The organism is Acinetobacter sp. YH01020, from assembly GCF_013420275.1.
In the GTDB taxonomy this organism is placed as follows: domain Bacteria; phylum Pseudomonadota; class Gammaproteobacteria; order Pseudomonadales; family Moraxellaceae; genus Acinetobacter; species Acinetobacter amyesii.
Genome location: NZ_VOYN01000029.1, coordinates 1 through 23,711, shown reverse-complemented (window position 1 = coordinate 23,711; position 23,711 = coordinate 1). Strand labels below are relative to the sequence as shown.

Here is a 23,711-nt window from a genome sequence, read left to right as displayed (position 1 = left end):
AGTGTTGACCCAAATTAATTTGAGGACTGAGGTAACTCGGTCACAAGTCGTAATGAAACAGACAACTCATCCAACTGGAAATGTGGTCTTAAGAAAACCACAGATTTGTAGTGACCAGGCAAAGCTGGATTTTCTACAACTTTTACAGAAGCTTCACGCAATGGATACTGAGCTTTAGCTTCTTGAGATGCACCATCATCGAGTAATACATATTGCGATAACCATTCATTTAAGAAGGTCTCAACATTACCAGCTGATGCAAAACTACCCACTTTGTCACGCATCATTGCTTTTAAATAATGTGCAATACGTGAAACTGCCATGATGTATTGGATCTGGCTAGACAATGCAGAGTTTGCATTTGCCGAATCGCTGTCATATTTTTTAGGTTTTTGCGTCGATTGCGCACCGAAAAATGCTGCATAATCCGTATTTTTGCAGTGTACCAACGGAATAAAACCAAGGTCACTCAGTTCTTTTTCACGACGGTCAGTAATGGCAATTTCAGTTGGGCATTTAAAGACCACTTCGCCATCATTGGTTTTGAACGTATGGACAGGCAAGCCTTCAACTAAACCACCACCTTCTACACCACGAATCGCAGCACACCAGCCATGCATATCAAAAGCATTGGTTAAACGTGTACCAAAAGCATAAGCCGCGTTCATCCATAAATATTCATTGTGGTTTTCGCCGGAAACTTCTTCAACGAAGTTAAAGCCTTCAGTGGCAATGCCTTCTTTTGGATCATATGGCAAACGACCCAATACACGTGGCATTGTCAACGCAACATAACGTGCATCGTCACTTTCACGGAATGAACGCCATTGTACATATTCTGCTGTTTCAAAGATTTTAGATACATCACGCGGACGATCAATATCAGTAAAAGACTCTAGTCCCAACATATTCGGGCTAGCAGCCGAAATAAACGGTGCATGTGCAGCCGCAGCGACATGTGAAATTTGCTCAAGCAAATACATATCAGATGGAGTACGGTCAAACTCAAAGTCACCAATCAATGTTGCATAAGGCGCACCACCGAATGATCCATATTCTTCTTCATAGATTTTTTTGAACAACGTGCTTTGGTCAAAATCGGTCGCACCTTGGAAATCTTTAATCAATTCTTTTTTCGTCGTATTTAACATACGAATTTTTGTTAAAGAATTTGAAGGTGTTTCTTGGCAGAAATAATACAAACCACGCCATGTCGATTCAATTTTTTGAAATTCAGCATGGTGCATGATTTTACTTAACTGAGATGAAATCAACGCATCAATTTCAGCAATACGCTTATCAATTGATAAAGTCATATTGTCCGAAACGGTGATGGTACCTGCCATGACTTCTTTGGCAAGTTCACCGATCAGACTTTTTGCACGATCATGTTCTTGATCTGTACGCGCAATACGACTTTGTTCGACAATTGAATCTAAAAGCGAATATTCTTCAGTTGCTTCAAGGTTTGCAGCAGTTGCAGTATTAAAATTACTCATTTTCTGCCTCCACACTCAACTTACGAATTTGATCAGTGTTATGTAACACTTCATCCAGTAAATCTTCTAAGCGTTCATTATTTGAAATTTTATTACGCAAGTCAGACAGACGCTCACGCGCGGCAACTAACTTTTGTAATGGATCAACCTGTTGTACAACTTGCTCTGGAGTGAAATCAGCCATGCTCTTAAATGTAAGATCTACCGACATTTTTCCACCGTCTTCAGTCAAGGTATTCTCAACTTGAAAATTAGCACGTGGCGCTAAAGACTCCATTACTTCATCAATATTATCTAAATCAACATTAATGAATTTCTTGTCTTTTAATTTGGTTTTCTCTACTTCAGATGCCGCTGAGAAATCACCTAACACCCCTACAACGAATGGTAATTCTTTAATTTCTTTACCGTCGCCAACTTCAACATCGTAAGTCAATTGAACACGAGGAGGACGAATTCGTTGAAGTTTTTTCTGTACACTTTCACGTTTTGCCATGAGTGCTTTTCCTTGTTATTTATTTTTTAATGTATCGAAAGGTGAACCACTGGCAGCAGGTTTTTTCGCTGTAGTCTGCGTTTTTGCTGTCGTGGTAGTTTTCTTTTTGCTTGCTGCTGTAGTCGTTTGTTTAGACTTGGTAGACGCTGTATTGGTTCGTTTTTTAGCTGGTGTTGTCTGTTTAGATTTCACATTGCTCGAAGATTCTGTACTTTTTTCACGAACATCTGCTGCAGCAGACGTAGATTTATCAATCGTCGGCTGAATATAACGAATATTATCCGACAACACTTTGGCAGGAGAATAGGTCTGTTCATCTAGAGTACGATTTTCATTACTCCGCATATGATTCAGCGCATTATAAGAAATAGCGATACCTGCTAAAAAAGTGACATCAGTAAGTTCAGGCGACTGATAGTTCTTTTCTCGCAGCAGATTGACCGCTTGCAATGCTTTTAAATTGTAACCATTAGCTTGATATTTTTTGGCAATATCTACAAAAATTTCATTTTTTAAGTTCTCATTTTTCTTATTTTTTTTGTCACATAACTGATTATAAAAACCAATAATCTCTGGATCTGTATCACCTACTGCCAGTGGATAATCCTTTAAACAGGATTTTTTCACAGATGCCGCTATATCTTTTGCAAAAACGGTTTGTGTTAAACTGGCTGCTAAAATTATAGGTAATAAAACACTAAATTTATTCAAAATTGCCTCTGTATTTCTACGTGCTAAAACTTAATTTATGTGGAGAAATCACCACTTATTTTCCCGTGGGTTTTCTCTTCATTTATCAAAATTAAAAATATGCTGCAGATTTAACAAAAAATAAGCACATAGAGTCAATACAAAAATGTGCCAAATGCTCCAAAGTTTGTCGACTATTTGTTTTTTTTTGTTTCATTTTATAAAAAAATCTTTTTCCTTTTTTTATTTAGTCTGTATTATATCGCCTAAAGCAAGACACTAATAATATATAAGGTGTTGATTTTAAAGTTTTTATTTTTATAGCAAGAAAAAAGAGATCACAGTCAAACTTGTAAAATTTCGTACTGTGGATTCTAAATTTGATGAGTTATTTATGAATAATTTAAAAGTTTTAATTACTAAACTTTCACCTCACGCCCGCATTTCACTCGAAAAGTCAGCCAATACATGTATTTCACAGCAAAATTATGAAATCGAAATTGAACATTTTTTACTCGAATTATTAACCTATAACAATAAAAATGACCTTCAAATACTCTTAGAAAAATACAAAGTTTCTACAGATGGTTTGGCAGATGACCTCAAAGAAAGTATCGCTCAACTGCCTAAAGGAAATACGCGTACCCCTATTTTTGCCCAATCTATTGTACGCTTACTTGAACAAGCTTGGTTATTAGCTTCTGCTGAACAAAATCCACAAATTCGTAGTGGTCATTTACTTGTCGCACTGCTGACCGCACCAGATTTATACCAAATTGCGGCAAGAGCCTCTTCCCTTTTCGATTTATTACCTATAGATACGATTAAGCATAAATTTTTAGATCTTTGTTTGAAGAGCATTGAAAATGAAGATGTAACAACTGCATCATCAGATGAAAAATCAACAGCTCAAACGAATCCAACAACACTAGTTAAAACACCAGCTCTAGACCAGTACACCATTAATTTAACGGAAAAAGCCAAAAATGGCGGTATAGACCCAGTGATTGGTCGTGAATTTGAAATTCGTTTAATGTTGGACATTTTGATGCGTCGCCGTCAAAACAACCCGATTTTAACGGGTGAACCAGGTGTCGGTAAAACTGCTGTCGTTGAAGGTCTTGCATTAAAAATTGCAACCAGCCAAGTTCCAGATGCTTTGAAAAATGTCAGCATTCATACTTTAGATATGGGCTTACTACAAGCAGGTGCCAGTGTAAAAGGTGAATTTGAAAATCGCTTAAAACAAGTCATTCATGAAGTTCAAGCCTCTGCACATCCAATCATTTTATTTATTGATGAAGCACACACGTTGATTGGTGCGGGTGGTCAAGCAGGTCAAAATGATGCTGCAAACCTATTAAAACCTGCACTAGCGCGTGGTGAGTTAAGAACCATTGCCGCAACGACATGGGCTGAATATAAGCAGTATTTTGAAAAAGATGCCGCATTGAGTCGACGCTTCCAAGTGATTCAAGTTGATGAACCAACTGAGGAAGTCGCAATCGATATGCTGCGTGCCATGATTCCAGTGATGGCAAAACATTTCAATTTACAAATTGATGATGAAGCTATCGTGACTGCAGTCCATGCATCACACCGTTATATCACGGGCCGTCAATTGCCTGATAAAGCGATTAGTGTCTTAGATACAGCTTCTGCGCGTGTTGCGTTAACGCAAAATGCACAACCAGTAAAATTGGATCAACTTCAAGCTCAATTACATAATTTGAAGCTTGAATTGGCGATTCTTGAAAATGAACATAAGAATATTCCGATTCACCACGAACGCATTGAAAGTGTAAAAACACAAATATCCGCGCTTGAACAGGAGATTCAGTCAACAGAAACGCAGTGGAAAAAAGAACTCGAAATCGTTCAACAGATTAAAACGCTTGAACAAGAGTCCGAGCAAAAACCAGAAAATATTGAAACTTTAAGCAATATTCGTAACCAACTGGCAACTTTACAAGGTCAAACGCCGCTGGTTTTTGAACGTGTAAATGCTCAAATTATTAATGAAATCATTTCAGACTGGACCGGCATCCCTGTTGGTAAAATGGTGAATGATGAAATTCAGCAAATTTTGAAGCTTGAAGCACAGTTAGAACAACGTGTGATGGGTCAAGATTATGCACTGCATCAACTGGTACAAGGCATTAAAACCTCTAAGGCAAAATTGGAAGATCCAAATAAACCTCAAGGCGTTTTCATGCTGGTTGGCCCAAGTGGTGTGGGTAAAACCGAAACTGCACTCGCGTTAGCAAACGAGTTATATGGTGGTGAGTCACATTTAATCACCATTAACATGTCTGAGTATCAAGAAGCACATACCGTCTCGTCTTTAAAAGGCGCTCCTCCGGGCTATGTCGGTTATGGCCAAGGCGGCGTATTAACCGAAGCAGTTCGCCGTAACCCATATAGTGTGGTTTTACTCGATGAGATTGAAAAAGCACACAGCGATGTTCAAGAGCTATTCTACCAAGTATTCGATAAAGGTACTTTGGAAGATGGCGAAGGTCGTGTCATTGACTTTAAAAATACTACGATCTTATTGACTTCAAATGCAGGCTCTAGTGCCATTATGCAGGCCTGTTTAAATCAGCCAGTAGAAGAATGGCCGTCAGCAGAAGAACTTTTAGATGTATTAAAACCAGCTTTATATAAACAATTTAAGCCGGCATTTTTAGGTCGTATGCGTATTGTGCCGTATTTTCCTTTACACGATGATCTGCTCGTACGCATTATTCAGCATAAATTAGGAAAAATCACCGCGCGTATTGAAAAACAATATGCTACGCAAACACGTTATACCGATGATTTAGTTGAATTATTATTAAGCCGTTGTACTGAGGTCGATAGTGGTGCGCGTAATGTCGATAACATTTTAAATGCGACGGTCTTGCCTGCTTTAGCCACTGAATTACTCATGGCAATGAGCGAGCAAAAGATTCCATCGATCATTGAAATCGATGTCAAAGACGATGAAATTATTTATGTTTTAGATCCTAAAAGTAAACCTGCGAAAAAACGCAGCAGCAAAAAGACCAAAACCTTAGAAGCATAAGTTAGGAACGATGTAGAATATGAGTTTAGAGCTCGACGCTTTATTGCAACCGATTACGGATGATTTACCTTGCGGTCATGATTTTTCATTTTCAAATGATTTTCATGCAATTAAAAAAGCTAAAACACAAGATGACCCGCTCTTGGATCAAGGCGACTGGATCGCAGAACCTAAACAGGCAGATTGGGGCTTTGTGCACCAAAAATCGTCAGATCTACTTCGCGAACAAACTAAAGATATTCGCTTATATGGTTGGTTGCTTGAAGCGTGGACTCACATTCATGGTTTTGAAGGGATTGCCAAAGGGATTGAACTTACACAAAAAAGTTTGCAAGACTTTTGGCTGCAGCTTCATCCTGAAATTGAGGATGATGACCTTGATCAACGTCTAGGTCTATTACAAGGGATAATTAATCAAATCCCAACATTAATTAAATCAGTTTCAATCGTTCATGGTACGGCAGCGTATTCCCTGTCCGACTATGATCGACTGCTGCATGTTCAAAACCAAAGACGTAAATCTAACCATGAAGATGATGATCAAGAAGAGTCGTTTAATGGTATGGAACAGTTTGAACATGCCTTGTTCAATACGTCAAAATCAATTCAATACCAGTATTACCAACAGTTTTTAGATATTTTAAATCATTGGGAAAACTTAAAAACGACTCTTGATGGTTTGATGGGGTTAGATGCGCCAAGCTTTGCTGGTATTGACTCTCAAATCGAAATGATTCACTTGAGCTTGAAAAAAATCTATAAAGCAGATGCTTTTATCAATTCATCAAGTGCTGAACCTGTTCAATCAAATTCTCCAATTGAAAGCCCGACACTTTCCACTGTAAATTCCGTGCAAAATGATATGCAAATAATACAACAACAGCATACACAGCAATTTAAACCTCAAGTGCAAAATCATCTTGAAAACCGTGAACAAGCCATGAAAGTCTTGCAAGATATTGCTGACTATTTCCAAGTGAATGAGCCGCATAGCCCTGTCAGTTATATGCTGCAAAAAACCATTAAATGGTCACAAATGCCACTGCATGAATGGTTAACTCATGTGATTAAGGATGAAAACCCTCTTGAAGCTGTACAAGAAATGTTAGGTGTTCAGCAACAAAGTAATGAATCGAATAGCGACTGGTAAAAACAATGTTTAAAGCAGAAAAAATTTTATGGGGTGAAGGATTATTTTTACGCCCACAACACTTTCAATTACAAGATGCTTATCATGAACAGCGTTTAAACCATACGGTTCGCGCAACGATACCGTTCGCTTATGGTATTCAAAGTTTAATTTTTGATGAATCGCAACTCAGTACCAACACATTAGCTTTGAATAAAGTTGAAATGATTTGGCAAGATGGCGAGATTTATCAAGCACCTGCACAAGACTTATTACCTGAGCCTGTACTACTTGATTCATTAAATTTACGCGGTGAAATGCAAATTTATTTAGCATTACCAATCGTTCAACCGAATAAACGAAACGTCAATTTTGAAGAAAATACCCAATCGAGTCGCTATCATTCACATTTGACTGAAACTCATGATTTGTTTACAGATGCAACGGCTGCTGAAATTACCTTATTACGCCGCCGTGCAGAGTTCAAAATCTTTGAATTAGGCCAAGAACCACAGCACAATCTTGATGGTTTTCTTTATATGCCAATAGGCCGCATCAAGCGCCAAAGCTCTGGTAATTTTGTTTTAGATTATCAATTTATCCCACCAATATTACATATTAGTTCGTGTGATTCGCTGATTACTGGGCTTAAACGAACGCTCAATATTATCAAAGCTAAAATTAAAACCATTCAATCGAATAATCGTGAAAACGAACAAAAGTTAATTGAATTCCGTTCAGGTGATATCGTGTCATTTTGGTTGGTTAATGCGCTAAATACTGCGCATGCGACCTTAAATCATTTATTGCAATATCCACTGATTCATCCTGAACGTTTGTATTTTGAATTATTGCGTCTGACAGGTTCCTTGCTCACCTTCTCGACAGCTTACGAAGTAGATCAGCTTCCACAGTATCAACATCATAATTTGCAAGAAAGTTTTACTCAATTAGATGTGATTTTACGTGAGTTGCTCGATACGATTATTTCAAATCGATATATCAGTATTAATTTGAAAGAAACCCGTCAATCCTACTGGGTGGGCAGTCTTGAAAGTGATAAAATTACTCGTGATTCTCGCCTGTATTTAGCTGTTTCAAGTAGCGTGATGCCTACACATGACATTATTTCTTATGTACCGCTGCGCTTTAAAGTCGGCAATACTGTCGATGTTGAACAGCGAGTCATGGCGGCATTACCGGCTGTGCCATTGCAACATATGATGCAAGTGCCAACAGCAATTCCGGTACGTTCAGGTGTGAGTTATTTTGAAGTTGAGCCAAATAATGATTTGTATCAACGTATGCTTGATTCTGAATCCATCTGCGTTTACATACCAGCTGGCTTCCAAGATATCTCGATTGAACTTATTGCTGTGATGAATGGTTAAGGAGCAATCATGAATATTTCAAATAATGCCCCTTCACTTTTTGACGACGGTCAAATAGGATTAGGCTCTTCAAAACCAAGTGCTGAACCGACAATCAACAGTTCAACCAATTTAGTTGATCTACTGCATGATGGGTTTTACATTGTTTTCTTACTCAAAAATCAATATGTTCCATCCAGCCCTGAAAGTTTCAGGACAAAAATTATGGATCTATTAAACCGATTTGAAAGCCAAGCCCGTAAGCTTCAATTCAGCAATGAAGATATCACGGACGCAAAATATGCCTATTGTGCTTTATTAGATGAAACCATTGTCACCCAACAAGATGCACGCTTTTTTGATTTACAAAACAATTGGATGATGAATCCACTGCAATTAAGTCTTTTTGGTTCACAGCTAGCAGGTTATCGTTTTTTTGAAAATTTAGAGCAAATTCGTTCTAAAAATAAAGATCGATTAGCTGCACTTGAAGTTTATCATTACTGCATGCTCCTTGGTTTTCATGGTAAATACCGCCTTGAATCGATTGAAATGCTCAATTCACTCGTTGCACGTGTCGGCGATGAAATTGATTATATGAAAGGTAAAAAGGCGTTTTCGCCTTTCGCGGCATTACCGGATCAAATTAAAAACATTATTCACCGTGAATTACCATTTTTTTGGATCATTATCTTTTGGGCTTTGTTTGCTGTATTAGCATTTGGTGGACTGAGATATATGTTATCTAGCCAAAATAATCAGGCGTTATCACAATATCAAAACGTCATAACTGCCCCATCGGAACAGGCTTATATCACCATTCATTTACCATAAGACTTAGACACCATGGCAAACGAAAAATCGAATAACGTTAGAATTTTACAGTCGACTCAAAAAAATAATTTACCGCCTTTAGCTCATGCTGCTATCGGCTTTCTTGTTGGTGCAGCGGTGATTATTGTTGTTGGCCTGGGATATTTTTATCTAAATTCTGACGATCAGCCTACAAATGCAGAAATGACTACTTCTGCCCCAACTGAAGATAAAGTTGAAACTGAGGCATCCGCTGTACCTCGTCAAAACGAAAATGAGCAAGCTTCAGCTGAAAAAGCGCAGCAAACCGTTCATGCAACTGAAGAAAAAGATCCGGATAATGACTTATATTCGAATGATTTAGCTACTGCTTTCAATCATGGTAACACGGCTAAGGCAACTCAGCCTGTTCAAGCTGTGGCGAATAACCGTTCACCTTTTGAAATTACCCAACCGCAGCGCCCTGTTGTAGCTGCTACAACAACCGTTAAATCACATATTCCAAATACTATAGCGAAACCAAAAGCTTCGCCAACAACGGCCAAGGTGACCAAGCCTACAGAGCCATCTACGAAAGTAGTGAAAGAAGATGAGCACTTCGAAGAACCGATGGGCGGAACGCAAATTTCTGAAACCAAACGTCCAAAAGTGGTTGCTGCAACAAGCACTGCCAATGCGACTGTGAGCGCTACAGTTTCTCCATGATCATTTTTTTGGTTAGTTGTTTCTTTGTCTTAGCACTGGTGACAGTGCTTTGCTTTTCTTATGAGCTAAGAATTAAAGTTCAAGATTTTTTCTTTCAAATCATTCCACAAAGTAAAAAAAGAATTCAACACGCCAAAAATTTTGCTTATGAACTGAACTATGCTGCAGCACCACAACAGATTCAATCACACTGGCATTTACAACAATGGTGGATTTTATTTGCAGGCTTTTTACTGTTTGCCAGTATTTTATTATTTGCTTTTACTCGCCCGATTACTGCAAGTAAAGTAGAAGCAGATTATTTACGCAAAGTCGATCCTCAAATTTACTCGATGCTCGATGGGCAAGTTTTAGATGCACCTCCTGAAGTCGAAGAATATCTTGTTCAAGAAGCAATTGCAGAAGAAGCTGCAATGATTGAGCAGCCATCTGTTATGGCCTCAAGCTTTAATCCAGAAGTTCAAGATATCCATACGCATTCATACTCTACGGATGTGCCTTCAGCAGATCGTAAATGGCATAAAATGAACCCTCGTTATAAGCAGCGTTTATTGATGGTGTTCAAAATCATGCGTGAACAACATGGCTATGAAATGATTTTGCTTGAAGGTTATCGTAGTCCAGAACGTCAAAATAATTTAGCCACCAATAAAAATACCACTCGTGCGCGTGGCTTCCAAAGTTATCATCAGTTTGGTTTAGCAGCCGATGTCGCCTTTAAACGCAATGGAAAAGTGGTCATTACTGAACGAGACCCTTGGGCTATGCGTGGTTATCAACTTTACGGTCAAGCCGCTGAGTCTGTCGGTTTAACATGGGGCGGACGCTGGAAATCCATTCAAGATTATGGCCATACAGAATATCGTATGCCAGGCCTGAAAAAAACTGCAGAGATGGCGGCACTACTCACCTCTGAAGGTCAGCTTCAAGCCAATAATATTTCAATTGAGTAATATTTCGATGTTGTGCCTTCAAAATATAATTGAAGGCACATTGTATTATTCTAGATAATTTTGTATTTGCTCTATTACTTCAGTTGTTTTTTCTGCATGTAACCAATGGCCTGCGCCTTCTATCTCTACAATTTTCGCATTTGGAAATTGTTGTTCTATCGTATTGGTATGTTCCACTTTTGAAATATAAGGTGACTCTCCACCTTTGATGAACAATACAGGCTGTTGCCAAGTATTTTCAATATTTTCCCAACCAATAATCTGGTCATATTGTTTATACAACGCATCTACATTAAACAACCATTGTCCTTTGCTAAAAGACTTGAGCAGAAACTGTATCACCATATCGAAATGAATATACTCACGCATAATTTCAACCGCTTGTTGTCTAGATTGAATTTGTGCATTTTGTACAGCGATCAAAGCTTTAAATATTTCATCATGATGACGTTCTTGATATGCAAAGGGCGCGATATCCAGTACAACAAGTTGCACTACCCGCTCTGAGATTAAAGCCAATTGCATTGCGACCTTTCCTCCCATGGAATGGCCAATCACTGAAAACTTATCGATGCCAATTACATCTAATGTCTCAAGTACATCGTTTGCCATTTCACGATAATTCATTTCTGTACTTTGAGGTGATTTACCATGATTTCGTAAATCGAGCTGAATCACTGAATGTGAATTTTGAAAAGCTCTGGCAAGCATCCCTAAGTTGCTCAGGCTGCCAAATAAACCGTGAATAAAGACTAGTGGATGCGTTTCGCCTTCTAATTTTTGATGATATTCGTAATTTAGGATCATTTCTGAATACTATGTTAAATTGACATTATGATGCCTAGTTGATGGAATGAAATCAAATGACCGTTAAAATTTATTAATCACACTTAGGCTATTTTATGTAACAACTATTTAATTTGCTTAGGCTATTTAATAAAATGAAATAGCGAGCTACATTCAACCTAAAGGATTTTTGTCTTTAATTTGCAGATTTAAAGTGATTAAAAGGAATTTTTAAATAGCGAATACCATTCCCTTCTGGTTTTGGAAATTTACCTGCATCCATATTGATTTGTATTGCAGGTAAAATCAGTTTTGGCATAGCCAAATTTGCATCACGCTGAGTTCGCATTGTGACAAAATCTTCTTTTTTCGTACCAACGTGAATATGAATATTCTGCTCCTTTTGTGCATGTACACTGCTTTCACAGCAGTATTCTGACCGATTTTCTGGTAAATAGTCATGGCATAAAAACAAGCGCATTTCAGGTGCTAACTGATAAATCTTTTGTACTGAATCGAATAATACTGCTGCACTGCCCTTAGGAAAATCACAGCGTGCTGTGCCATAATCAGGCATAAATAAGGTATCACCGACAAACACAGCATCATCACCAACCACATAGCTCAGACAAGCAGGTGTGTGTCCAGGCGTTGGAATGTTATACGCATTTAACTCGCCGATTTTAAATGCTTCATGATCTGCAAATAAATAATCAAAAGACTGATGTGAATTAAAATATTTCACATCAAAATTATAAATGGCACTGAATGTTTCCTGCACAATCTTGATGTTATGGCTCATCGCAATTTTGCCACCAAGAACCTGTTTTAAATATTGTGATGCCGTTAAGTGATCTGCGTGCACATGCGTTTCTAAAATCCATTCTACGCTTAGGCTATTTTCTTGAATATAGCGAACAATCAAATCTGCATGCTTCGTTTGAGTAGTTGCAGAAGCAGCATCATAATCCAATACACTGTCTATAATCGCACATCGTTTTGTTTGTAGATCAGATACCACATAACTGAATGTATTGGTATTTTCATCAAAAAAAGGTTGTACCTGTGCACGCTTTGACATTAATTTGCTCCCGCAAATTTTCGATGTAGATAGACGCCTGCAAACATCGCCACAACAAAATAAATTGCTTGATAGTAGCCAAGTCCAATCAAAGTAAAGGCTGGCGCTGGACAGATTCCTGCAATTCCCCAACCTATTCCAAAGATAACACTCCCCATGATGAGTTTTGCATCAATTTGATTATTACTCGGTAATTCAATCGCCGTCCCATCAAAGGTTGTCGGTTTTGATTGACGAACTACCATTTGAAATGGAATAAATGCAACTGCAATGGCTCCCATCATCACAAAAGCTAAACTCGCATCCCACTGCCCTGTTATATCAAGGAAACTTAAGACCTTTTCTGGATTAGACATGCCCGAAATCATTAAACCTAATGAAAAAATTCCACCAAAAATAAAAGCCAATATATTTTTCATCATTAAGCTCCGATTACATGTCTCATTACATAAACTGTGATAATCCCTGCCAACATAAAACTAGCAGTTGCAACGAATGAACGCTTAGAAAGACGACTATTACCGCAAATGCCATGACCGCTAGTACAACCTGAACCTAATCGAGTTCCGAATCCAACCAATACCCCGGCAATGATCATCATCCATGGGCTTGCATCCAGTTCAATTGTCACAGAGGTCATTTTCCCGTAGATAAAAGGCACAATAAAAAGTCCCGCTAAAAACCATATCGCAGGTGTTTTTAAAATCGTTTGAGGATTCAACATTTGCGCAATTAAACCACTGATACCGGCGATTCGACCATGTACGTATAGGTAGCCAACTGCGGCTAGGCCCAATAAGGTCCCGCCGAGAAAAGCGGTTAGAAATGGATGCATATTCATCAGCCACAAAAACAATATATGTTTTTATAATATGTTATTTAAAAAAAGATGCAAGCTCTCCAACCGAAATATTCGTTCTGACTTGCCTTTTCCTGATTGAAAAATTCAACGTTTCAAGAGTGTTTGATTAATTTATTTAGAAATAATTTATAAACTTGAAAAATCACGAAATATATCCTCGGAGATTTTTCAATAAAGGCTGTTTATTATGAAGTTAATTGAAATAATAGATAGTTTATAGATCAATACTGATATCGCTGAGTGCATCGCTCACCCACGTTAAAGCATCTGAACCCAATTCTATAATATTCGAACCAATTTCAGCTAAGTCGGTCAAATCTAGAGAAGATAAAGGATCAAATGATGAATTGTTTTTTTGCTGTTCTTGTTCAGCTTGCTGCTCAATGACTTGATCTAGATCCGTTTGATCTAATGGAGATGAGTTTGAATGTTGTTGTAATTCATTGTCTATATTTTGCATAGAGTTATCCTGTTGTTTTTTATATCACTTACGATTGATATTACTTCGGTTCAAACTCTTTGAGCACCTTATCTACAAACCACCACGGTAAACGCTGAATACCCGAATTCATCTTTAAAATTTCAGCTTGTTCAATTTCCGCAATGAAAGACGCATGCTGTCCATCGGCAGAGTTATCAAATAAATAACTTCGATCCGTTGCTTCTACCGCCTGCATTAACAAATCCATACTTCGATAATAACGTTCACGAATTTTTTGTTCTGGCACGCCATGTCCACCCGTTTTCACTCGGTACTGAACACGTGAAATATTGATAACAGGATCAATAGTGGAAACATAATACAGATAGGTTCGAAAGCCTTTTCTTTTTGCTTCGCGTAGAAATTCCACCTTTGAAATATGGGACATCACCGTTTCAAACGTAAAACTAATTTTTAACTCTAAAAACTGCAAACGGATGTAATCAATAATTCTTGCACAAAGATATGAATCAATCTGATCTGGATGAAATTCAATTTTCCAGGGATCTAATATCTGAGGTTTACGTGCTAATAGCGGAATAAAGTCTCCATCAGCGGGACGTTTTTTCGTATCGAGAAAGTTAATTAATGCTTCTGATTTTAAAGCGGGATGATAATCCAACAAATTGAGCCGGTGTGAATGTTTCAGTTGAGCTTCAAGTTCATCCGCGTTTAAATATGCCCCAATATGATGGGGCAATAAATATTCTTTAACTGTGCTTTTACCTGAACCATTTGGACCCGCGAACATTCTAATGCGAGGCTGTGGAGGCATGTATTAAACAATTTCCTCTATTTTCTTTTTACGTTTTAAAATTTTAGGTAGATCATCCACTTGTACAAAGTCGGCTGAAACATCTTTTATTTGTACTTCTTGACCATTTTGCAGACGTTGAACCAGTTGTAGACCTTTTACATAAACCACAGTGGATGACGCACTTGCTTGTTCAAAAGCATGGCGAAATGCATGTATAGCAAGGCCCGGGATCATATCATCCTCATATTGGCTTGCTTTCATTACTGAAGTATAAGCTGTCATGTAAACAACTCCTCAAACATCAAAAATAATGTGTTCAATCATCTTATCATACTCGCAATATTTGTCTATTTATCCATCAACCATACTGAGAGAAACTCGATAAAAATTCAAAGTGATTAAATCATTTGATTATCGTACTCGAATAGAATGTCGTATATGAGTAAATGTGTGCGGATGCTACATCATGAATCATGTAAAGGTTATCCACGTTAGATTTATCACCGAATAGAATCCAAAAAGTTTTAGAAGAAAAAGTTTACGTCTCAATTTATTTTGTAGGACTCGAACAAAACGCACTTTCGTTTAGTCCAGACGACTGCATACTTTGTTGCTGTTGTTGTAAATAATGCTGTGAAGCCACTTGCATTAGATTGGCCATTTCAAGAGCTGAATTTTGTTGAGAGATTTCTAAAATCTGTCGATATGCATTCAATCTTAAACAAAAAGCTTGAGTTTGCTGCTGACCAGTTGCTGTAGAGGCTGGGTCATCCAAAATGGCTTTGGTTGAATTAATTTGCTCAGTATATGCTTGTATCTGAGCATTATATTCAGCTTGAGTCAGTTGTGGAGTAAACGCTTCATTCACATTTGCATGTATTACAGATGCAATAAACACAGAGAAAATAAGGACATAAATTTTATACATCATCGGAGAATGCATAAATTAAGCCTCATCACCCTCTTTCCAAACATCTTCATAATCATCTGAGTCAATCATAAAGCGGTAACCCGTGTCTAAAGCTAAGTATGGCAGTGCTTCAGGAAATTCTTTCGCTAATTCCTGAACGCTGATTAATTCAAAGAAGTCCTCAGCTCCATCCAATTCACCGCCGTAGATAAACCAAGAAACATTGTTTTCATCTGGCAGTTTACGCAAGCCAACAATCGGTTCTTTATTTAAGGTATGCAAAGCAATGGCAATGATATCCGTCTCTTTTACAGCGCGATATGCAGAGTCAAACTCTTCACACAAAAGCTGCTGTTCTTCAATTAAGTCTTTGTCCAATACCATTGCAATCATTCTACGGGTGTTAAGTTCAAAATCAGTTTAAGGCTTTCAAAGCCTAGTTACAACGCAATAAAGCTTAGAATAGATAATAAAAAATCACAGGAATTCAAGTCCAAAGCTTATAAAACAATATTGCTATTCGGCTTATTTTTGAGCAATTGATTTTAGTTGCTGATACAGCAAAGACTGTTTGCCATCTTTATAGATATAACGTTTTAATGCACCTTGATCAGTATGAACCGTAAGAGAAATATTTTTACCGCTATTCAATTCTGTAAAAATTTTACTAGGCACAGTTATGCTGTTTTTTGAACGATGCATGCCTAAAAATATATCATATTCAGTTTTTTGCACTGCAGCATACTCAATATTTTTTTGAGCATTGCTTAGAGAAATTTTTTGAATGTCATAATTTTTATTCGCACTGTTTAATGCCACGTAAATACTGGCTGTATCTTTCAACTGTTCATTCCAAGCCACAGTCACCACAGGACATAATTCATTAGGTTCGCAAATCAATAAACCTGCTGTTGCGCTCTCCGTTTGCAACGTATTACATCCGCTTAGAACTACCGCAGATACAGCCAACCCCATACCGCATATGAACCATTTTTTCATAAAGCTCTCTCTTATTATCCATTTGACGGCTAACACATTTTCATGCCAGCGCTTTGTTATCCCATAAAACCCGATATTATCAAGTTTTATCTATAAAAACATATCAGGTTTTGAGCATAACATAAGTTCCGAAAAATCATTGGAGTAGCATGCTCACTTTTGGCTAACAATCTCTTGCTTAAGTGTAAGGCACGTCTTGAGGCTGTATTTAACGATTGTTCACTTTACAATCTATTTCAAAAACTTTTGCCACTATAAGCTTGTACATATGTGCAGCTTCATTACGCATTTTGCCTACAGAATTGAAAGAAATAGTCATTCACTTCAATGCTGAACTTTAGACAAAAGTTTATCATCGTGAATTATCAGTATTTATGCCCTGCTTCCTAAATATTAGATTATAAGTATCCTTTCATTTAGACAAATCAATAACGGTATATAAATACAAGAAAGATCCCTGATCAAAAACCATGGCGCTATTCTTTTTATTTAGCCCAAACCCAATATGCCCAATAACACACCAAAGGAATAAAAACACTTAGGCAAAAAACACAAAATCCATATCCAATTGTTTTATAAAATATTTATAAGATTAAAAGTTTAAAAATGGCTTATTTTGTTCCTTAAATGATCCGCTTTAAAACATTTCTAAATAACAGTATTCTTAAACATCGCTCAGGTACAGGAAAAAAGCGGCTGCTAGCTAACCGATAAAATAAGGCTAATTATATAAAATAAACGATACCGCACAGCTTTTTCTACCAACATCAAATTTATTCATTGCGCATCATTGAAAATTTTTTACATCGTTTCCTTTACATAAAAGATATCAACAGTTTTAGCCAATTGGGTTTAAAATGATGCCCTACAATATAATGATAAAAAATGTAATCTTTTAACATTGCCAATTCTCTGCAAAGTTCGCATTATATAGCCCATTCTCGGCACATGCTTTTCACGTCAATTCAAAGAAATTATAAAAAAAATGTGGAATTTTATGCCATAATGAGCAAACTTTGTAGGTATCTTGCAAAGTAAATTTGCAACTTTTTATTGGAGCAGGCTAAATGAGCTCGACCATTTTGGTCATTCATGGACCGAATCTCAACTTACTGGGAAAACGTGAACCCGAAGTTTATGGCTATCTAACACTCGAAGATATTAACCAAAAACTGATTTCACAGGCTCAAAACGCTTCCATTTCTCTCGACACTTTCCAAAGTAATTGGGAAGGCGCTGTCGTCGACCGAATTCATCAAGCGCAACAAGAAGGCGTTCAATTCATCATTATTAACCCAGCAGCCCTAACACATACTTCGGTTGCTGTGCGTGATGCCCTTCTTGGTGTAGCCATTCCGTTTATCGAAGTACATCTATCAAATGTCCACGCTCGCGAAGCATTTAGACATCACTCCTATCTATCTGATAAAGCCGTTGGCGTTATTTGTGGTTTAGGTGCAAAAGGCTATGCCGCAGCACTAGACTTCGCCATCGAAAAAATTCAACCAACTTCTCAATCTTAATTAGGAATACTGTTCATGGATATCCGTAAAATCAAGAAACTCATCGATTTGATGATTGAATCTGACTTACAGGCGATTGAAGTTAAAGAAGGCGATCAATCGATTGCTCTAACTCGTCGCAATCCAGTAGTTGCTGCCGCTGCGCCTGCTATGGCTGCTCCTGCCGCTGCGCCTGCTGCACCTCGTTCACCACGTGGTGCTGTTGAGCCGTCTCCTATGGTTGGTGTGTTCTATGCTGCGCCAAATCCAGGTGAAGCACCATTTGTGAAAGTTGGTCAAACTGTATCTGCTGGTGAAACACTCGGTATCATCGAAGCAATGAAAATCATGAACCCAATTGAAGCAACTCAAAGCGGTGTAATTGAAGAAATTTTGGTTAAAAATGGCGAAGTGATCCAATTCGGTCAACCATTATTCCGCTATCGCGCTTAAGACCACGGGGAATCACAATGTTGCAAAAAGTTTTAATTGCAAACCGTGGTGAGATTGCGCTCCGCATCACCCGCGCTTGCAAAACTTTAGGAATTAAAACCGTAGGGATTTATTCCGATGCCGACAAAGACCTAATGCACTTACGCTTCTGTGACGAAGCTGTGTGCATTGGACCAGGTGCCAGCAGCGAAAGTTATCTCAATATCCCTGCCATTATTACAGCGGCTGAAATCACCGGTGCAGATGCCATCCATCCAGGTTATGGTTTCTTATCTGAAAACGCTGAGTTTGCAGAAATTGTAGAAAACTCAGGTTTTATCTTTATCGGTCCGCGTCCTGAACACATTCGCTTAATGGGGAACAAAGTTTCTGCCATTATTGCGATGAAAAAAGCTGGTGTACCGACTGTTCCGGGTTGTGACCATGCTGTAACGATTCACAATGCATTGGCAGAAGCCAAAGAAATTGGATTTCCATTGATCGTAAAAGCTGCCTCTGGTGGTGGTGGTCGTGGTATGCGTATCGTTGAACGTGTAGACACGCTACTCGAATCTGTACAAGCTGCTCAACGTGATGCGGAAATGTGGTTTGGTGACGACACCGTTTATATGGAACGTTTCCTTCAAAAGCCACGCCATGTCGAAGTGCAAGTTCTTGCAGATGGTAATGGCCATGCAATTCACCTTTATGATCGTGACTGTTCATTGCAACGTCGCCATCAAAAAGTGCTTGAAGAAGCGCCTGCACCGGGTTTACCTGAAGAAGCACGTGCGCATATTCTTGAAGCGTGTGTAAATGCTTGTAAATTAATGCAATACCGTGGTGCTGGTACATTCGAGTTCTTATTTGAAGAAGGTGAATTCTTCTTTATTGAAATGAATACTCGTGTACAAGTAGAACATCCTGTTACTGAGCAAGTGACTGGCGTAGATATTATCGAGCAACAATTACGCATTGCTGCTGGCTTAGGTTTGGATCTTCAACAAGAAGATATTCAACTTAAAGGTCATGCGATTGAATGTCGTATTAATGCAGAAGATCCATCTACATTTATGCCTTCACCGGGTAAAATCGACCATTTCTATGCACCGGGTGGCGCAGGTATCCGACTAGATTCTCATATCTATCAAGGATATAGCATCCCACCATACTATGATTCAATGATTGCAAAACTCATTGCGCATGGTAAAGACCGTGACACCTCTATTGCGCGTATGAAACAAGCTCTCGAAGAGATTATCTTAACTGGCGTGAAAACCAATATTCCGCTACATAAAGATTTGATTCTTCAAGATACAAATTTCTGCGAACAAGCAATGGATATTCACTATCTTGAAAAGCATCTATTAAAGAAAGTCGAAGGACATGAAGAGAAATAAAACTTCAGTGTCAAAAAAACCACTCAAATGAGTGGTTTTTTTATTTTCATAAGAAAGATCTATAGTCATACTTAAGGTAAAACTCGACGCAATGTCGCAAAACACTGTTGACCCTGATCATTGGCACAGAAATTAATAACAGATGGACTTTTCCACTTTACAAAGTACTGTGAAATTTCGCCGGTTTGATCTTGAATATTGCCCGAACAATCCATCTGATTATTGTCATATTTCACTTGCAAAATCAGTGCTGGAATTTGCACATTCGGATCTTGCGCAGGTTGATAGTCATATACCCCAGATGACCACTCTTCACCGCTTTTGATCACAACATCATTATTACTCTTAAAATTATAATATTCGACGCACTTTTTATTGGTCGGAATTTCCATGCCCCATAAGCCAACCAATTCAGAACGTGTTGTCACCCTAAAGCTATTCACCGCTTCAACTTGATTTTTAGCCTCTGAATTTTGAGTTGTATTCTTATTATCTGCCGCCATCACCAACGATGAACTCAACATGAGTAAAACTGTAAGATATGCTATTTTCATACATTTAATCAGTCATATAAATCATGCTCTTAAAGTAACACATTTTTTTACAAATCCGCGGTTTATCACATTTTCATAACAATCATTTTTCATCTTTATCCAGAAAATCAATCTCGGTTAACGAAACTACAAATCAGCTAAATGCCAAACAAATCACACTATTTACAATAAAATAATATAAAATCTTTTTTATCGTTTAATATACGAAAAAAACGAATTCTCCCATATTTAACTTAGGCTTACATAAGCTAATGAAACTGCATTCGAATAGTCTTGCTCCGCTTAATACACGCCACAGCATGGCTTTTGTCATAGTCGCTGCAGTTATTTTTTGCTGCTGCTTAGTCGGTATTTTCAGCCGCCCATTAAGCTATTTAGCGATTTTTTGGCCTGCCAATGCAGTATTGTTAGCAATATTCTTAAGGTTTCCCAAACTGAGTAATCTGGGGGGATGGTTAGGTGCATTTACCGGTTATATGCTCGCAGATTTAGTGACGGGTAATTATTTCCAACTCACTCTATTCCTTACTTTTTCAAATTTAATCAACAGCATGGTATCGCTATTTTTTATGCGATATTTTCAGGTGAACTATCAAAACTACAATAAAGGTTTCACCTTTCTGACCATGATTGCCATCATCGCCTGCGGTGGATGCCTTGCAGGTGCTCTTTTTGCAATTTTCACTGTGCCTTATTTACCCAATACCTTTATGTCGACCAATCGTTTATCGATTGATTTTAGTATGTGGTGGATTACCGAAATATTAAATGCTCTCATTGTTTTACCGCTTATTCTGTCATTTCCTAAACTGGCCGATCTTAAACTGTATTGCAAAGACCGACGCAATCAAAGCTTTCAAATCAACAAGATATTTCCAGCTATTGCGGTTATCTTCTGCGTATTTTTAACGACAGTGACTACTGGTCCGGGCGCAATTCTCTACCCTTTAGCGGCTCTGATTTGGGCAGCTTTAACCTATCGATTATTTACCCTATCTCTGATTAATGCCGTAGTCATTTTAGCGACCTATTACAATTTAAATGCCTTCTATTTACATGATTCATCACTCACCTACTTGTCTACAGCCATTTCTGTACGCATTGGCCTTGCCATGCTGATAATCGCTCCATTAATTCTTTGTATTATTAGCCGCAATCGGCACGAACTGTATAAAGAAGTTTTATACCTTGCAAATCATGATAGTTTAACGCATGCGATGAATCGTCGATATTTTTTCGAGCAAGGTGAGCTTTACCTACAAAACCAAATTCAGCTCAATTTTTCCATTATCATGATAGATATTGATCATTTTAAACAATTGAATGATCAATATGGGCATTATGTCGGTGACCAAGTTTTACAGGAATTTTCTGGTATTGTACGTAAGAATTTGCGTGAAACAGATTTATTTGCACGTATAGGTGGTGAAGAGTTTAGTATATTACTTACCAACATTGCAGCATCTGAAGCCCAAGGTATCGCTGAACGTATCCGAAAAGTCGTTGAAACCACGCCAATTAGTATCGATGAACAAAATACAATATATATTACTGTGAGTATCGGCCTAATACACCAGTCTTTGCCCGAATCTCCAAGTTTGCAAAGTATGATCAATCAAGCTGATCAGGCTTTATATCAAGCCAAAGAGTTAGGCCGTAATCAGGTAATTTTAGTCCATTGAGACTTATAAATACTTAAGTGTCACGTTGGTTTTTGGATCGTCTTAGGCAAGCCCAAAACCAAAAACATGGCAGGTATAACAGCCAGTCCTGCGATCATAAAAATAACTGGCCCCGAAAGCACGTCCCAATATCGACCTGCTAAAATACTGCCACTCGCAACACCTAAACCCCACATGGTACTGTATAGCGCTTGACCACGTCCTTGTTGACTCGCGGTGAAATTTTGAAAAATGATTCGCATCGCGATTAAGTGGAATAATCCAAAACTAAAGGCATGAATCGTTTGCGCAGCAAATTGAGTGATAAACACCGTCGGATATAAGCCCACAATCAACCATCGCATTCCTGTTAGTCCCAGACACATGAGCACTAAGTTTCGCCAAGAATATCGATTAAAAAATACATTGGCATAGGCAAACATAATGATTTCTGCAATGACTCCGACAGACCATAAAAAACCGATTTGGCTCGTCGAAAAATCAGCCTGCTTAAGGTAATTGCTATAAAAACTATAAAAAGGCGCATGTGAGAAGAGCAGAAAAAATTCAATGATAAAAAAACTCGCTACAACTGGACGCTTTAAAATAGGCCAAAGTGGTTCAAGTTTTTTCTGTGAAGATGGTGCAGTAGCGGGCTCTTTAATCGTAAATGACCAAATAAATGCGAGAAATGCAATGCATAACAACATGATAGGCAGCATTGAAACAGGTATTATTTCTAGCAAAGCCCCTATTCCAAATACACCAACAATGAAACCAACTGATCCCCATTTTCTGACTTTTCCATAAAGTTCTGCACGACGCTCAGCCAACCAAAATAAAGTTACCCCTTCAAACTGAGCTAAAATGGCATTTTGAAAGAAACTGAATACCAACATGAGTAATGCAACAGACTGAAAACTGTTTGGAATTATAAAAATCAGAAACCAAATACAGGCTTCCATCCATGTTGCGATTCGAACTAAAAGCATGCGCTTTCCGGATTTATCTGCAATCCACCCCCAAATAAATGGCGCAAAAAAACGTGTCACAATTGCAATCGAAGATAAAACACCTATTTCTTGATAATTAAACCCTTGATCCTCTAAATACAAACTCCAATACGGCATGAATGTACCCACTATTGAATAATAGAAAAAGTAGAATCCACCGAGTTTGGAATGGATTGGAATGTTAAGCATCAAACTGTATTCCTTAGTATTTACAGTAAGTTATAAACTTTTCAGAGTTGTATGCTTTTGCATCTAAAAGACTTGGTTAGGATATGACGAGTATACAAATTTATTTTAATTAAATTATTTCAAAATTTGTACAATTTTATCAAAATATCAAATTTCCTCATTATTCTATTTATTAAACAATATGTTATTTTTACTTATAAAACTCTCATATGTTAATAAAAACCGCCCATTTGGGTAATGCCAGTCAGTTAAGCAAATTTTAGTAAAATGTAGTAAAAATGAGTGTATGTAAATACGCTCATTTTTTTATGTCTTTATCTGAACATTTAGAATCCACTCTTGAACATTCTCTCCCATCACTC

The 23,711-nt window shown here is 37.8% G+C and carries 25 protein-coding genes; 10 read left to right on the top strand and 15 right to left on the bottom strand.

Annotation, left to right across the window (positions count from 1 at the left end):
- Positions 1–14: 14 nt before the first annotated feature.
- The 3 genes from tssC to FTT85_RS11610 are packed head-to-tail and all read right to left on the bottom strand — an operon-like array spanning position 15 to position 2,622.
- Positions 15–1,499 (bottom strand): type VI secretion system contractile sheath large subunit, encoded by a 1,485-nt coding sequence (gene tssC / locus FTT85_RS11620; RefSeq protein ID WP_180178474.1) that lies wholly within the window; start codon positions 1,497–1,499, stop codon positions 15–17.
- The gene (gene tssB, locus FTT85_RS11615; protein ID WP_078193364.1) at positions 1,492–1,995 is read right to left on the bottom strand and encodes a type VI secretion system contractile sheath small subunit; all 504 of its coding nucleotides are present in this window, start codon (positions 1,993–1,995) and stop codon (positions 1,492–1,494) included. Before tssB ends, tssC begins: the two co-directional genes overlap by 8 nt.
- 15 nt (positions 1,996–2,010) lie before the next feature.
- Positions 2,011–2,622 (bottom strand): hypothetical protein, encoded by a 612-nt coding sequence (locus tag FTT85_RS11610; RefSeq protein ID WP_180023731.1) that lies wholly within the window; start codon positions 2,620–2,622, stop codon positions 2,011–2,013.
- Positions 2,623–3,079: 457 nt separating this feature from the next.
- Here FTT85_RS11610 and tssH point away from each other — a divergent pair, with 457 nt between their 5' ends.
- The 6 genes from tssH to FTT85_RS11580 are packed head-to-tail and all read left to right on the top strand — an operon-like array spanning position 3,080 to position 10,722.
- Positions 3,080–5,752 (top strand): type VI secretion system ATPase TssH, encoded by a 2,673-nt coding sequence (tssH, locus tag FTT85_RS11605; RefSeq protein WP_180183601.1) that lies wholly within the window; start codon positions 3,080–3,082, stop codon positions 5,750–5,752.
- Between the two features lie 19 nt (positions 5,753–5,771).
- Positions 5,772–6,902 (top strand): type VI secretion system protein TssA, encoded by a 1,131-nt coding sequence (gene tssA, locus FTT85_RS11600; protein ID WP_168379483.1) that lies wholly within the window; start codon positions 5,772–5,774, stop codon positions 6,900–6,902.
- 5 nt (positions 6,903–6,907) lie between these two features.
- Complete coding sequence (gene tssK / locus FTT85_RS11595; protein ID WP_168379484.1) at positions 6,908–8,272, top strand: type VI secretion system baseplate subunit TssK; 1,365 nt, start codon at positions 6,908–6,910, stop codon at positions 8,270–8,272.
- 9 nt (positions 8,273–8,281) lie between these two features.
- Positions 8,282–9,085, top strand: coding sequence for a type IVB secretion system protein IcmH/DotU (gene icmH, locus FTT85_RS11590; RefSeq protein WP_168379485.1), 804 nt, complete (start codon positions 8,282–8,284; stop codon positions 9,083–9,085).
- A gap of 12 nt (positions 9,086–9,097) precedes the next feature.
- Positions 9,098–9,769 carry a hypothetical protein gene (locus FTT85_RS11585; RefSeq protein WP_180005376.1) on the top strand — a complete coding sequence of 224 codons (672 nt, stop codon included), beginning with the start codon at positions 9,098–9,100 and terminating at the stop codon, positions 9,767–9,769.
- Positions 9,766–10,722: a M15 family metallopeptidase gene (locus FTT85_RS11580; protein WP_180005377.1), complete on the top strand. Its 957-nt coding sequence runs from the start codon at positions 9,766–9,768 to the stop codon at positions 10,720–10,722. Before FTT85_RS11585 ends, FTT85_RS11580 begins: the two co-directional genes overlap by 4 nt.
- Positions 10,723–10,767: 45 nt before the next feature.
- Here FTT85_RS11580 and FTT85_RS11575 read toward each other — a convergent pair whose 3' ends face one another.
- From FTT85_RS11575 to FTT85_RS11530, 10 genes are all read right to left on the bottom strand, one after another.
- Entirely contained in the window at positions 10,768–11,529 is a 762-nt protein-coding gene (locus FTT85_RS11575; RefSeq protein WP_168379488.1) for an alpha/beta fold hydrolase, read from the bottom strand.
- Positions 11,530–11,704: 175 nt separating this feature from the next.
- Complete coding sequence (locus tag FTT85_RS11570) at positions 11,705–12,589, bottom strand: MBL fold metallo-hydrolase (RefSeq protein ID WP_180008110.1); 885 nt, start codon at positions 12,587–12,589, stop codon at positions 11,705–11,707.
- Entirely contained in the window at positions 12,589–13,008 is a 420-nt protein-coding gene (locus tag FTT85_RS11565; RefSeq protein ID WP_180183600.1) for a DUF6691 family protein, read from the bottom strand. The genes FTT85_RS11570 and FTT85_RS11565 overlap by 1 nt, the downstream gene beginning before the upstream one ends.
- A 2-nt stretch (positions 13,009–13,010) precedes the next feature.
- The gene (locus tag FTT85_RS11560; RefSeq protein ID WP_180183599.1) at positions 13,011–13,424 is read right to left on the bottom strand and encodes a YeeE/YedE family protein; all 414 of its coding nucleotides are present in this window, start codon (positions 13,422–13,424) and stop codon (positions 13,011–13,013) included.
- A 241-nt stretch (positions 13,425–13,665) separates the two neighbouring features.
- Positions 13,666–13,911 (bottom strand): hypothetical protein, encoded by a 246-nt coding sequence (locus FTT85_RS11555; protein WP_180008109.1) that lies wholly within the window; start codon positions 13,909–13,911, stop codon positions 13,666–13,668.
- A 40-nt stretch (positions 13,912–13,951) separates the two neighbouring features.
- Positions 13,952–14,707 (bottom strand): zeta toxin, encoded by a 756-nt coding sequence (locus tag FTT85_RS11550; protein ID WP_257225714.1) that lies wholly within the window; start codon positions 14,705–14,707, stop codon positions 13,952–13,954.
- Between the two features lie 3 nt (positions 14,708–14,710).
- Complete coding sequence (locus FTT85_RS11545) at positions 14,711–14,971, bottom strand: hypothetical protein (RefSeq protein WP_180064169.1); 261 nt, start codon at positions 14,969–14,971, stop codon at positions 14,711–14,713.
- Between the two features lie 268 nt (positions 14,972–15,239).
- Complete coding sequence (locus FTT85_RS11540) at positions 15,240–15,632, bottom strand: hypothetical protein (protein ID WP_257224352.1); 393 nt, start codon at positions 15,630–15,632, stop codon at positions 15,240–15,242.
- A 3-nt stretch (positions 15,633–15,635) separates the two neighbouring features.
- Positions 15,636–15,992, bottom strand: a complete 357-nt coding sequence (locus FTT85_RS11535; RefSeq protein WP_228200225.1) for a hypothetical protein — start codon at positions 15,990–15,992, stop codon at positions 15,636–15,638.
- A gap of 132 nt (positions 15,993–16,124) precedes the next feature.
- A complete protein-coding gene (locus tag FTT85_RS11530) occupies positions 16,125–16,634 on the bottom strand; it encodes a hypothetical protein (RefSeq protein WP_180064170.1) in 510 nt (169 codons plus the stop codon).
- Positions 16,635–17,665: 1,031 nt separating this feature from the next.
- Here FTT85_RS11530 and aroQ point away from each other — a divergent pair.
- From aroQ to accC, 3 genes are read left to right on the top strand one after another with little or no spacing between them, the layout of a single operon-like run.
- The gene (gene aroQ, locus FTT85_RS11525) at positions 17,666–18,121 is read left to right on the top strand and encodes a type II 3-dehydroquinate dehydratase (RefSeq protein WP_078190789.1); all 456 of its coding nucleotides are present in this window, start codon (positions 17,666–17,668) and stop codon (positions 18,119–18,121) included.
- 15 nt (positions 18,122–18,136) lie between these two features.
- Positions 18,137–18,553 carry an acetyl-CoA carboxylase biotin carboxyl carrier protein gene (accB, locus tag FTT85_RS11520; RefSeq protein WP_078190790.1) on the top strand — a complete coding sequence of 139 codons (417 nt, stop codon included), beginning with the start codon at positions 18,137–18,139 and terminating at the stop codon, positions 18,551–18,553.
- A 17-nt stretch (positions 18,554–18,570) separates the two neighbouring features.
- On the top strand, positions 18,571–19,932 hold the full coding sequence (gene accC, locus FTT85_RS11515) for an acetyl-CoA carboxylase biotin carboxylase subunit (protein ID WP_180183598.1): 1,362 nt from the start codon (positions 18,571–18,573) through the stop codon (positions 19,930–19,932).
- Positions 19,933–20,003: 71 nt separating this feature from the next.
- Here the strand turns inward: accC and FTT85_RS11510 are convergent, their stop codons facing one another.
- On the bottom strand, positions 20,004–20,486 hold the full coding sequence (locus FTT85_RS11510) for a hypothetical protein (protein WP_180064171.1): 483 nt from the start codon (positions 20,484–20,486) through the stop codon (positions 20,004–20,006).
- Positions 20,487–20,785: 299 nt separating this feature from the next.
- On the opposite strand from FTT85_RS11510, the gene FTT85_RS11505 reads away from it, so the two are divergent.
- On the top strand, positions 20,786–22,168 hold the full coding sequence (locus FTT85_RS11505; RefSeq protein WP_257232154.1) for a sensor domain-containing diguanylate cyclase: 1,383 nt from the start codon (positions 20,786–20,788) through the stop codon (positions 22,166–22,168).
- A 20-nt stretch (positions 22,169–22,188) separates the two neighbouring features.
- Here the strand turns inward: FTT85_RS11505 and FTT85_RS11500 are convergent, their stop codons facing one another.
- Positions 22,189–23,349, bottom strand: a complete 1,161-nt coding sequence (locus tag FTT85_RS11500) for an MFS transporter (protein WP_180183596.1) — start codon at positions 23,347–23,349, stop codon at positions 22,189–22,191.
- Between the last annotated feature and the right edge of the window lie 362 nt (positions 23,350–23,711).